This window comes from Bdellovibrio sp. HCB288, from assembly GCF_047305935.1.
Classification (GTDB): domain Bacteria; phylum Bdellovibrionota; class Bdellovibrionia; order Bdellovibrionales; family Bdellovibrionaceae; genus Bdellovibrio.
Window position 1 is genome coordinate 743,349 of sequence record NZ_CP178619.1, and the last position, 12,759, is coordinate 756,107.

General features: G+C 47.7%; 9 protein-coding genes. 7 read left to right on the top strand and 2 right to left on the bottom strand.

The features are described from left to right. Positions 1-161 precede the first annotated feature (161 nt). Together epmA and ACLVWR_RS03515 are read right to left on the bottom strand one after the other, a co-directional pair. Entirely contained in the window at positions 162-1,373 is a 1,212-nt protein-coding gene (epmA, locus tag ACLVWR_RS03510; protein WP_413582539.1) for an EF-P lysine aminoacylase EpmA, read from the bottom strand. A 53-nt stretch (positions 1,374-1,426) separates the two neighbouring features. Then, positions 1,427-1,663 (bottom strand): hypothetical protein, encoded by a 237-nt coding sequence (locus ACLVWR_RS03515; protein ID WP_413582540.1) that lies wholly within the window; start codon positions 1,661-1,663, stop codon positions 1,427-1,429. 364 nt (positions 1,664-2,027) lie between these two features. On the opposite strand from ACLVWR_RS03515, the gene ACLVWR_RS03520 reads away from it, so the two are divergent. The 7 genes from ACLVWR_RS03520 (at position 2,028) to ACLVWR_RS03550 (ending at position 12,758) form a co-directional block, all read left to right on the top strand. Continuing rightward, on the top strand, positions 2,028-3,452 hold the full coding sequence (locus tag ACLVWR_RS03520) for a TldD/PmbA family protein (protein WP_413582541.1): 1,425 nt from the start codon (positions 2,028-2,030) through the stop codon (positions 3,450-3,452). Position 3,453: 1 nt separating this feature from the next. Further along, positions 3,454-4,791: a TldD/PmbA family protein gene (locus ACLVWR_RS03525; protein WP_413582542.1), complete on the top strand. Its 1,338-nt coding sequence runs from the start codon at positions 3,454-3,456 to the stop codon at positions 4,789-4,791. A 10-nt stretch (positions 4,792-4,801) separates the two neighbouring features. Next, positions 4,802-5,125: a DUF4286 family protein gene (locus tag ACLVWR_RS03530; protein WP_340596104.1), complete on the top strand. Its 324-nt coding sequence runs from the start codon at positions 4,802-4,804 to the stop codon at positions 5,123-5,125. Positions 5,126-5,194: 69 nt separating this feature from the next. Next, positions 5,195-5,659, top strand: a complete 465-nt coding sequence (locus ACLVWR_RS03535) for an actin-binding protein (RefSeq protein ID WP_340596103.1) — start codon at positions 5,195-5,197, stop codon at positions 5,657-5,659. Positions 5,660-5,881: 222 nt separating this feature from the next. Continuing rightward, positions 5,882-11,125, top strand: coding sequence for a beta strand repeat-containing protein (locus ACLVWR_RS03540; protein ID WP_413582543.1), 5,244 nt, complete (start codon positions 5,882-5,884; stop codon positions 11,123-11,125). Continuing rightward, positions 11,125-12,045 (top strand): LamG domain-containing protein, encoded by a 921-nt coding sequence (locus ACLVWR_RS03545; protein WP_413582544.1) that lies wholly within the window; start codon positions 11,125-11,127, stop codon positions 12,043-12,045. Before ACLVWR_RS03540 ends, ACLVWR_RS03545 begins: the two co-directional genes overlap by 1 nt. Before the next feature lie 56 nt (positions 12,046-12,101). Next, on the top strand, positions 12,102-12,758 hold the full coding sequence (locus ACLVWR_RS03550) for a hypothetical protein (RefSeq protein WP_413582545.1): 657 nt from the start codon (positions 12,102-12,104) through the stop codon (positions 12,756-12,758). The last annotated feature ends 1 nt before the right edge of the window (position 12,759 follow it).

The window sequence follows — 12,759 nt, forward strand, 5'->3', positions numbered from 1 at the left end:
TTTGGCATTGATCAAAATAATCAAAGAACTGCTGTAACAAGATAAAATCTTACCTCCGGAACGTTTCTGTTTGTCCCCTTAGCTAGGTAGCTAGCCAGGACCAAGGATGGGACTAAAAATCCCTCGGAGACGAGTCCACCGGGGCCTTGCGAAAGCACCTCTTATTTTGGAAAAACAGAAATATCTGCGATTCTTCTTATTCCATGCAGCGCCATAAACAGTCGTTCAACACCCAAGGCTATCCCGCCACTTGGTGGAATTCCTGCATCCAAACATTCAAAAAATTCCTGATCCAAAGGAATCATTTCCTTGTGGGATTCCTGTTTTTTCTGCAGGTCTTCCTCGGAACGCATTCTTTGAATTTGCGGATCGTTAAGCTCGTGGAATGCATTGCAAAGTTCCAACCCCTGCCAATACGCTTCGAAACGATCTCCCCAACCATCCGAAGTCAAACGAGCCAATGCCGCTTGGTACGGAGGATACTTTTCGACAAAGATCAGGTCCTCGCCGTGCAATTGCGATTCGATTTTATCCATAAAGATCAAAAAGAAATAGTCGTCGATACTTTCCGCACTGTGCGCATCGACATTCAATTTGTGAGCAAGGTCTTTGAGTTCTGCTTTGGTGGTTTCCGGAGTTAGATCAAAACCGCAATGGATTTTGAATAGCTCTGCCACCGAGTAGGAAAGAATTTGTCGTGGCGGCTGAAATTTTAAAACTTTCACCAGATGTTGAACCAGATCTGTCACGTCTTGCTTGATCGTGACCAAATTATCGTAAGCGCGATACCATTCCAGCATCGAAAATTCTGGTTGATGGCGTTCAGTCACTTCGCCATTTCTGAAACAGGGAGCAATTTCAAAAATCTTTTCTGCCCCCAACGCCAACGCTTTTTTCAAATGCAGTTCTGGGCTTGTCGGCAAATAAAGCTTTTCTTTCCGTGATCCGACTTTCAATTCTGTCGCAAACACATCCAGCGCCGGCTCTGTCCCAGGACAAACCACCAACGAGGGAGTTTTCACTTCGATGAAACCTTTACGGCGGAAAAAGTGACGTACTTCCTCCACATAGCGATTCCATTTTTCCAAAATGTCTTTGTTAAAAGTGCGCTTCGGCAAAGCGGATTTATTCGGTGCCAGCAAAATCACTTCTGTCGCAGAAACAATCGCAACGATATCGCCCTCAATCAAAAACTCTGACTGAACGGGCGCTTTTTCAAATGAAATGATTTGTTCTTCCTGATCACGGATCAAAGTGATCTCAAGACCACCCTCTTCCCTTTCAAGGCGATAAATACGCCCCGCCGCCTTCGCATCAGCCGGCATCGCGGGATAAGACTTCCAATGTTGATTTAAAAAAGTATTTCTATCCAAAGTCTTTGCAGATTAAAGGTACGGACACACTTTTGGTAGCAAGAGTGCGTCACCTATTGGCAAAGACCCTGAGAACGAAGGCTGCCAAGCTCAGACGTGATGGCTTCAAGGTTGTCAGCTCCATAAAGGACCTGGTCCCCTGCAGTAATCCGGTGTTTTACCCAGAAACCCTGATAAATTCCTTCGCTGCTCAAGGCGCAGTTTGATTTTTCAGCCATCACCGCCGCCGGTGCCCAGCTGGCCATCATCGTCAAAAGCAAAGTTGTTGCGAACGCTAAAAGAATTCTCATGGTTTCTCCCTTCTCCCCTCACCCTAATTGGCTCCGGGCATCTGATACCCATTGAGTAAAGCAAACTCCTTGCCAATCATATTTGGTCAGTTTGACACCGAGATTTGAATTTTGTGTGAAGACATATTGAAATTTGGTTCGCAGAATCTGATTTGGACCTGCAAAAACTCCCCAGAAAAAAGGGGCCAAGTCGCACCAGAGACGATTCGCGGCCACCTATTGAAAAATACAACCCAATTACAGCGGCAGAATCCCTAAAAGCGAGCTGAGGCCACAATCAGGAAAACTTCACCCTTAAAGATTGAGTTTTGGGCCCTCTTCAGATATTGGAAGTATCGAATTCTACTAAGAAAAGGGGAAACTGATGCTTGATTTACAAAAGGCCCTAAACAACTTTAAAGGCTCCGTCGATTGGGCACAGTTGCGTCTGGTTTCAGAAAAGACCACTTGGCGCGTGATCCGTAATGAACAATTTGAAGGCAGTGATATCACTTTTGAAAATGGTTTGATGGTCGAGGTTCTGGTTAACGGCCACTTTGGCTATGCGGGAACCAGTGATTTGACTTCTGACGGTGTTAAGCGTGCTTTTGAAAAAGCAAAATTGATGGCGCGTCAGGCTTCTTCATTCAAGGTCCATGACTTTTCCGTTTTGCAAAGACCGGTGGCTCAAGGCAAATATTCTTCGCCCGTGGTTCGTCCAATGGATTCTTACTCTGCCAAAGAAATCACAGACCTTTTCATCGATGCGACACGCGAGATGAAAGTCTCTGATAAAGTTATCAACCGCATTGCGATGGCGATGATTATCGATTCCGAATTTTCTGTGGTCAGCACCCATGGTTCTGACGTTCACCAAAAGTTTTCAATCGTCAGCACTGATTTCAATGCCACGGCTATGGATGCTAGTGAAGTGCAACAACGTTCTGAAAACGGCGGGCTTGCCCGTTGTAACCAAATCGGCGCTGAGGTTTTTGATCGCGGTTCTATCTTGGAGCGAGCAAAAGTCATCGGGCAAGAGGCGGTGGAATTGCTTTCCGCTGAAAACTGCCCTTCTGAAACTTTGGATTTGCTGATTGCCCCGGATCAAATGACTTTGCAGGTCCATGAGTCAATCGGTCATCCGTTGGAGTATGATCGCATCCTGGGGGACGAAAGAAACTATGCCGGCTGGAGCTTCGTAAAACCTGACGACTTTGGCAAACTTCAATACGGTTCAAAATTGATGAACGTGACTTTCGATCCAACAATTCCCGATGCAATGGCTTCTTATGCCTTTGACGATGCCGGCAGCAAAGCCACGAAAGAATTCCTGATCAAAGATGGCGTCCTTCTGCGCGGCTTGGGCTCTTTGGAGTCTCAAGCTCGTTTGGGCTTGCCAGGCGTTGCGAACTCGCGTTCTTCCAGCTGGAATCGCGCCCCGATTGATCGCATGGCGAATATCAATCTTGAGCCAGGTACATCGAAACTGTCTGATATGATCGCCTCTGTCGAGCGCGGTGTTTTCATGCACGCGAACAAATCCTGGTCGATCGATGATTACCGCAATAAATTCCAATTCGGTTGCGAATACGCGCAAATGATTGAAAACGGAAAGCTGACTAAAACTTTGAAGAATCCAAACTACCGCGGCACCACTGTGAAGTTCTGGAACTCACTAAAAGCAGTCAGTGAAAACCGTGAAACTTACGGCTCCCCTTTCTGCGGCAAGGGTGAACCGAATCAAGTGATCCGTGTGGGTCACACAACACCGTACTGCCTGTTCGGCGGTATGGAAGTGTTTGGAGCGTAATATGAACTTCATCGAATCCACGCAAAAAACATTCAACTCGATTGCTGATGCCGTTTTCGCCAAACTTCAATCTGGCGAAGAGGCAAACCTAAATTTGAACGCGGAAGACTCGGTCTTTATTCGTATCAATAACAACAAGGTTCGCCAAAACACACACGTTGAACAACGTACGATCAGCATGCAATTTCAAAAAAACACCCGCACCTCGAAAATTACTTTCGATATTACGGGCGAGTCGGCATCAGACACCGCACGCGCTTTGGAAATTCTTGAGATGGCCCGCACGGAGTGCGGTCTTTTGCCTGAAGATCCGAAGCAAGTTCCCATGCGCAATAACGGCACCAGCAGCAACTACATCAAAGGCAGTCTTCTGACTCACGAAGAGATGTTTGAAAAGTTGATCAGCCCTGCGGCTGGCAGCGACCTTGCGGGTCTTTACTGCGCAGGACCTCGCGTATCTGCCAATCGCAACTCTGCGGGGCAGAATCACTTCTTCGCAACTGACTCATTCTTTATCGATTACTCCTTGTACATGGGTGAGAAAGCCGTAAAAGGCACCTACGCCGGTACGACTTGGAATCAAGACGAGTACGCTGCGAATTTGGCGCAAAATAAAAATCAGTTAAAACTAATGGATCGCCCTAAAAAAGTTTTGCCGCCGGGCCCTTACAAAGTCTATTTGGCTCCGGGAGCAGTCGCCGAGATGGCATCCATGTTCTCTTGGGGCGCTATGAGCTACAGCGCTTACAAGCAAGGCAGCAGCCCACTGCAAAAACTGGCGGATAAAGAAAAGTCCCTCTCTCCGCTGTTTTCAATGCGCGAGAATTTTTCGACAGGCTTAACTCCGCCGTTTAACTCGTTGGGTGAAGTGTCTGCTGAAAAAGTGGATTTGATCCATCAAGGCCAGCTGAAAACATTCCTGATCTCTTCCGGAACTGCGAAAGAGTACGGCGTAGACGGAAACTTAGCAGGCCCAAGCGAAGGTCCCCGCGCTTTGGAAATCATGCCGGGCACTCTGGCCAAAGAAAACATTCTGAAGGAACTGGGCACTGGTGTTTACCTTTCCAATCTGCACTATTTGAACTGGTCAGACCGTCCTACGGCACGTATCACGGGCATGACTCGTTATGCGTGCTTCTGGGTGGAAAATGGCGAGATCGTGGCGCCGATCGCTGATATGCGCTGGGATGAAAGCCTGTACGAAGCTTTGGGTGAAAACTTGCTGGCAGTGACAAACTTCCAGGATATTGATCCCACTGTCGACACCTACAACTCCCGTGCGTGGGGTGGCAAAAAATTGCCGGGCTTATTAATCAAAGATTTTAAATTTACTCTTTAGGAGATTTTAGATGGTTACTTATATCGTACAAACAACAGTTCAATGGGAAGCTTATGATGGGTACGTTGAGTGGTTGAAAAATGAACACATTGCGGAAATGCTGAATGTACCAGGCTTCATCAGTGCGGATCTTTGCCTTCGCAAAGGTGGTGCTATGGAGTCTTCTGCCAAAGAACTGCGTGTAATCTACAAAGTGAAGGACGAAGAACACATCAAAACCTATATTTCTGAAAAAGCCATGGAACTTAGAGAAAAAGCTCTGGAAAAATTCCCAGGCCGATTTTCTATCAATCGTGAAGTTTGGATGGATACTTTCAGTTTTACGTCAAAATAACAGTTAGAGACTTTTAATTCGGGAGTCACGGGTGTAAAGTGATTTCCGAGCTCTTGAAAGGAGACGATCATGTCATCTGCAACTTTCCAAAAAATGTTGAACAATCTTTCAAAGAACAAGAACGTACAAAGCCTTCTTGAAAACTTCCAGACTTTGAGTGAAGAAATCAAAAAGCGCGAAGGTGACCTTAAAGGCAAGTTCGACAAAACCAAAGAACAAAAAGTCGAGCAAGCTTGGCAGAAGTATCAGGAGATCGTAAAAGTTCTTTCTGCTTCTGAAGAAAAGCTGGAAAAAGAAGTCAGCAGCACAATCAGCAAAATTAAAAAATCCGCTGATGCGCTGGAAAAAAACATCCAGGTAGCCAAGAAAAAAGCGATCGTGCAAAAAGCAAAACTGGAAAAAGCGTTATTCAAAAAAACAATGACTGCAAAAAAAGGTGCCGCAAAAACAGCTAAAAAAACTGCTGCAAAACGCCCTGCCAAAACGACTAAAAAAACAGTTCGTAAGGCTACTAAGAAGGCTACTCGCAAATAATTGCATTTCATTTTGATACAGCCCTTGGTCGAGACTTTTCCCAAGGGCTTCTTTTTTCTTCACCAAATCTTATTAGATCCATCCCACGGTTCCAGAATGCCATTCTTGAAAACATGAACCATTTTTAGATTTCATTCCGGTAACAAACCTTAACTAATTGAATTCACATACCGATCAGTACCCAAGAACGTTTTTTTAACGAGATCTTAACAGGGACGTACCATGCGAATCGGTAAAAAAATCTTAGCCGCAGGATTGTTTTGGGGGGTGATTACTTTGGTATTCACTGCAGTAGCCTCCCCGCAAAAACTCACCTATCAAGGGCGCATCGTTGACTCACTGGGAAATCCTTTGAACTACAACGACGTTACCTTCCGTTTTCAAATCACTTCCACTGATGGCACATGCGTTTTGTATTATGAAGAGCGCCAGCATGTGAACATGCAAAACTCCAACGGTATTTTCGATATCGCAATCGGCGACGGCACAGTTATATACGCTGTAGGCGGAGCCAACAAACTTTCTGATTCTTTCATTAATGGTGTCTCCCATGCATGTCATGGCGGCGGCAGTTGGAATGCCACTTCAACTTCAGAGCGCCTTCTTAAAGTTTCTTTTCAGGATGCAACGGGCTGGCAGGAAATCACGCCATCAAATACGATCCGCTCTGTTCCTTTTGCGATGACATCTTACAGTGCACAAACACTTGCAGACAAAGGCATCAACGACTTCCTACTAAAGGATGCACTGTTAATTTGTAATGCCAACGAAGCACTTCGTTGGACGGGAACGGCGTTTGCCTGCGTCCCAACATCCACTGGGTCAATCACTGGCGTAACTGCTGGAAGCGGACTTACTGGTGGTGGTACTTCCGGAACTGTCACCGTTTCTCTTGGTAACTCTGGTGTGACTGCAGGAACTTATGGTTCTGCAACTCAAGTTCCGGTTGTTGCCGTCGATGCTCATGGTCGCATCACTGCAGTTACGCCAACGACGATTTCTGGAATTGCGCCGGGCGGCTCTGCGGGTGGTGACCTAAGTGGCACATATCCAAATCCGACTGTGGCAAATGACGCCATCACTGGTGCGAAAATCGCCAATGGCACCGTCACTTCAGCCGACATGGATTTCACCGGAACGAATATCGCAACTTCAAATATCGTTATCAAAGATGCGACCGGAAAATTTGCAGAGTTTGCCTGCTCGACAGTGGGTCATGTTGCAACTTGGACTGTGGTAGGCTGGGGATGTCAGGCTCCATCAACTACGGACGCATCAAAACTTCCGTTGGCTGGCGGTACGATGGCTGGCGCCATCGAAATGGCTAATAACAACATCACAAATATCGGTTACATGACGATGGCGGCAAACCGCAGTCTGCATGTCTCCAACAACTCATCAGATCCAACCTTGGTTGGTGCTGATGCCGGTAAAATCTGGTACAACTCCACATCCAATGAACTCAAATACTGGAACGGCTCTGCTGCTATAGCAGTTGGTTCCACCGGTGCTGCGATCACTGCACTGACGGGTGATGTGACTGGGACTGGCCCAGGCTCCACGGCAACAACAATCGCAAACAGCGCTGTGACCAATGCTAAAATGGCTAACATGCCTTCCTATACTTTGAAGGGCAATAACACTGGATCTGCTGCAGCACCAAGTGACGTAACAATCGCGTCCCTTCAAGGTACCGGGTCCAATCAGTTTGCTGCAGGTAATGATTCGCGTATTACCGGTGCACTTCAATCCGGTGCCACTGCTGGTGGTGATCTGACTGGTACATATCCGAATCCAACAGTTGCTGCAGGCGCAATCACCTCTTCAAAAATCGCTGCCGGGACAATTGTTGGTTCGAACATGGATTTCACGGGAGTCAACGGCGCCACAACCGGCATCGTGATGAGAGATGCTTCCGGCAAATTCTTAAACTCCACTTGTTCAACGGTGGGCCATGTTCCGATGTGGACTGCTTCCGGTTTTGTCTGTCAGGACCCTACGAACTTCGTCATCACATTGAATGACGGTTACATGTGGCTTGGTAATGGTTCCAACGTCGCAACTCCAGTTGTCATGAGCGGAGACGCTACAATTTCAAATGCAGGAGCTCTGACTCTTGCGACTGTTGCAACGGCTGGCACATATACCAAACTGACAATCGATGCAAAAGGACGTGTTACGACGGGTGCGAATCTGGCCGCTGGGGATATCACTGCGGCATTGACGTACACTCCTGTAAACAAAGCTGGCGACTCTATGACGGGTGCTTTGGGTCTTGGTAACTATACAAATGCGACTGAAGCAACTTTGGTGGCAGGTTTGAATGCATCTGATGAAGGACGCACGTGGTATAACGCTGATACCAATCAGGTTAAATACTGGAATGGTTCTGCGGCGGCAGCACTGGGTGTTTCTGGTGCGGGTTTGACTTCTTTGAATGGTCAATCCGGTTCCACACAAACTTTTGCAACTCCGGTTACAAACACAGGAACAGCTCCAGCGTGGTCATCTGCTTCGAATGCTCACACTCTGCAAATCCCAATGGCTGCTGATGCCGGAGTTACTGCAGGTCTACTAAGCAAGACTGATTACGACTCATTCGCTGCGAAGCAAGCAGCGGGCAACTATGTGACAGCACTTACTGGTGATGTCACTGCATCTGGTCCTGGCTCCGCAGCCGCAACAATTGCTGCTGGTGCAGTGAACAGTTCTAAAATCGCTGACGGCACAATTGTTGGCGCGGATATGGATTTCACCGGCGTGAACGCTGCGACTGCAAATCTTGTTATCAAAGATTCAACAGGCAAGTTTGTCAATTTCGGCTGTTCGACTGCAGGACATATTGCTACTTGGACGGTAACTGGCTGGACATGTGCCGCTCCTTCCGTATCGGCAGCCACTACTCTTGCTGGCTATGGCATTACTGATGGTGTCCAAAACGGCGGGGGCACTCCAAGCGTTACAACGGGATTGGATGCAAGTAAACCAGCTGCAGGCACTGCAGGTCGTATCTATGTTGCAACAGATACTCAAAAAATCTATTCCGACTCGGGTTCAGTATGGACAGTGGTCGGTACTAACACCCCTGTGACGGGCGCAACCGGTGCCTTTATTAACGGTGGTAACTCATTTGGGCAATCTGCCACAATCGGGACAAATGACTCTTATCAATTGGCGATCAGAACCAATGGCACTGATCGTATCACTGTTGATACCGCAGGTAATGTCGGGATCGGTGGAGCACCTGCCTATAAAGCTCATATCAGAAATGGTGTGTTGGCGGTAAAAGGTGACGCTGGATCATCCAATGCTCCTTCAACTGAATCCGTTGCTTCTTTCGACAGAGAATCTGTTGGTGGTGTGGGCGTTAACATGTACACCATGAATGCTCAGCCAGCGACTGTCTATTTCGGTAATACATCAAGTGCGCAACAAGGATCCATTAGATACCAAGTGGATGCCGCAACTCCGGCAAACCAATACATGGCATTCCGAGTGAACTCCGCAGAAAGAATGCGCATCAACTCGTCCGGCCATGTGGGCATCGGCTCGAATAATCCAGAATACAATCTGGATATTCGTCAAACAGATGCTGACACCGGGATCAGTGTTACCAATTCCGGATCAACAGCAGATCGCTATCCTCAATTCAGAGTTTCCAATTATATGGGGACTGCAGGTACAGGTGGCGCTCCGCAATTTGCAGTGATCAACTCACGCGGCGACACAACCTCAGGTCCGACGGCAGTACAAAACAACGATGCTCTCGGCGAATTCAACTTCTGGGGTGGCAAAAATGCTGCCTGGGGTATTGGTTTGGGCGCACAAATGCGTGCAGTTGCAACTCAAAATTACTCGAACACTGCTCACGGTTCCGCTCTCATGTTCTCCACCGTCACAAGAAATACAACATCCTTGGACGAACGCATGCGTTTGGACGATCAAGGGCGCGTGGGTATCGGCACTTCGACTCCCGGCTATAAACTTGATGTTGTCGGTGACGTAAATATTACGGGTAACTTCAAAGTGAATGGCACCAATATCTCTACTGGTGGCGGTACGATCAGCGCCTTAACTGGTGATGTTACTGCCAGTGGTACTGGCTCAGTTGCCGCGACCATCGCAAATAGTGCTGTGACCAATGCAAAAATGGCAAACATGGCAGCAAACACTTTGAAAGGTAATAACACCGGCTCTGCTGCTGCGCCGACGGACATTACCATCGCAAGTTTACAAGGCACAACATCCACAACTTTTGCTGCAGGTAATGACTCTCGCATCACGGGCGCAATGCAAAGTGGTGCGACTGCGGGTGGCGACCTGACTGGCACTTACCCGAATCCGACCGTGGCTACAGGTGCCATCACTTCAGACAAAATTTCCAACGGAACTATTATCGCGACAGACATGGACTTTACCGGAGTTCTGGCGGTCACTTCAGGAATCGTGATGAAAGATTCCACTGGCAAATTCTATAATGCAACTTGTTCGACTGTTGGGCATGTCCCGACGTGGACAGTAACCGGTTGGGATTGTGGGGCTCCAACAGTGACTGCATCCAGCTTCGGAACGCAAACACAGAAAACATTCCTGGCAGCCCCTACTGGAGCTGACGGCGCAACTTCATTCAGAACGATTGCTTCAACAGATTTGCCGACTACGGGCGCTTCCGGTGTGTTTGTTAACGGCGGTAATGCATTCGGTGCCGCTGCGACCGTAGGCACGACTGATGCGAACTCTTTGACAATTGGTACTAATAACTCTGCCCGCATGACTTTCTTGTCCAATGGCAAAATTGGTGTCGGCGAAACAAATCCAACTTATCCATTTGAAGTAAATGGCGGATCTGCGGGAACTTATACTTCAGCTACTATCAGTACCGACGGTAACTTAAGAATGGGTGGATTTGACTACACGGGAGCTTCGGGCCGTGGCCAATTGATGGCTAAGATCTACAATGGGTCTAATGCCCATCGTGGATATATTTACTTCTCCACACCGGGAGATAACGGTGCCGGAGTTGTATTCAGAACTGCTGACCAGTCAAAATCTGCTGGGGTAGTTCAGTACGATACAGACGGTCACTTGAGCTTCCAGACAAATGGCACTGAACGCATGGGAGTTTCTTATTCAACTGGTGTGGTGACGACGACAGCAGCGGTCGTTTCAACAACTAACACCGTTGCCGCTGCAGCAGTGGATGTTTCAAAAAGTAACGTCCACACGTTGGCGACTGTTGGTGGTTCAACTATCACTCTGAGCAATATGCAAAATGGAGGCAACTATACACTGGTTGTTCAGGATGCAACTTCCCGCACTTACACGTTCTCGGGTTGTAACACCTCCAAGTTTTTACCACCTAACGGTCCGACAGTTGCTAGTACATGGTCCACTTACAACATTCTGGCGATCGCTAACGGCGGTAACTTTGACTGTGTGATTACTTGGGCGACAGGATATCAATAATGACTAAATGGTTGTTGATGACTCTTTTTCCATTAGCCGCCCAGGCACAAATGGGTCTGCTAACTGGAGCCATGCAGGATTCAGGCACGGGCGGTGGCCGATGTGTCGCCGCTTATCGATCTGCGTGGATACCACAAAATAATTCCGTTGCAGCTATCTGGCATATGGATGGAACAGTAGGCGCAGTGGCCAACTCTTCGGACCTACCTAGTGGTTTCACGGGTGGACCAACATTGACGGCGACAATGGCAGGATCGAATTTAAGTTATGCGAACTCATCCGTCACTGCCTTGAAACAAATGATCACCGGCAACGGGAATGCCAGTGATATAATCAAAACAACAAACACCACAGACCTTGCCGACCTCCCTGCCTTGACCGTGAGTATGTGGGTCAATATGGCTTTTCCGTCGGGAAACAATCAGAGATTGTTTTATAAGAGCGATGACAACAGTTCCCGTGGTTACTTTTTCGTATTTCGAACGGATGGCTCCCTGGATTTTCGTAAAGTTCACAGTTCATCAAATATGGAACGCCAGTCATGCCCTCTCTCTTCAGCATATTGGGCTTCAAAAACCTGGCATCATCTTGTGGTGACCTGGGATGGCACTTCAAACTACACAGGTCTCAAATACTATTTGGACGGCACCGAAGTTGTACACACAGGTTCTGATCCGCGGTTGACAGGCACTTGCACCAACCAGGCTTTGTACGGTGGCTATGCCACTGGAGCGAACGGCGGCGGGGGATTTAATCAAGATACTGGTTATCCATTTATTTTATTCGGTAAACCTGCATCCACAGGATCCAACCCCAACTCCAACTCCCTCACTGGCAGTATGGACGAGGTTGTTATCTGGAATAAAGCCCTGACTGGAGCTGAAGTGACCACTCTGTACAAACATCAAAAGTGCAATTAGACCAAGGGACGGCGAGCATTGCCCGCCACAGGTTCATTCGGATAAAATAGTCCCGAATGAACAAGCATTTGCGATTCGGTCTGAAATACTCAGCCATTTTCATTTTCACTTTCATCCTGACAAGCTTCTTGGGCTTGGGCGCTGCTGCATACATTGGAATCAGGCACTTCCACAAGGAATCTCCCAACGATCCCAATATGAATGAAGTCGCAAAGATCAGCGAAGGTTACCTTGAGGAAATTGGTACCTTCGAGGGTCTATTTGCTCAAATTCAGGGCAAAAAAATGCCCCCTCTTTGCTCCACTATCTGCAATCCAGTGGGACTTAATGAAGACGAGTTGATCAACGGAAAAACCGACTATCTGGTCAGCTATTACAAGGAAACCGGCAACCGCGCGTTTAAAGATCCCCTTTTCCGCTTTAAATTGGAGCAAATGTCCTTGGTCTCCCGCACTCTACCGTCCTCAATGCGCTCAGTTATGAACGACATTTTGAAAGAGGAAGGACGCGAGTCTAAAAGCAAAGTCTGGCTGGCCCTGCGACTGGAAACCACTCTTTTGGCCAATCTTCCCAGTCTGTCCACCCGTTTAAATTCATTTAAAGAACAAACCGAGCAACTTGAACAGTTTCGCTCGCTGATAAAGGCCTGTCACACAGGCACAAGTCCCAAAAAGGTTTCCTCACAATGCGAATCAAACCTGTTTAGGCTATAAT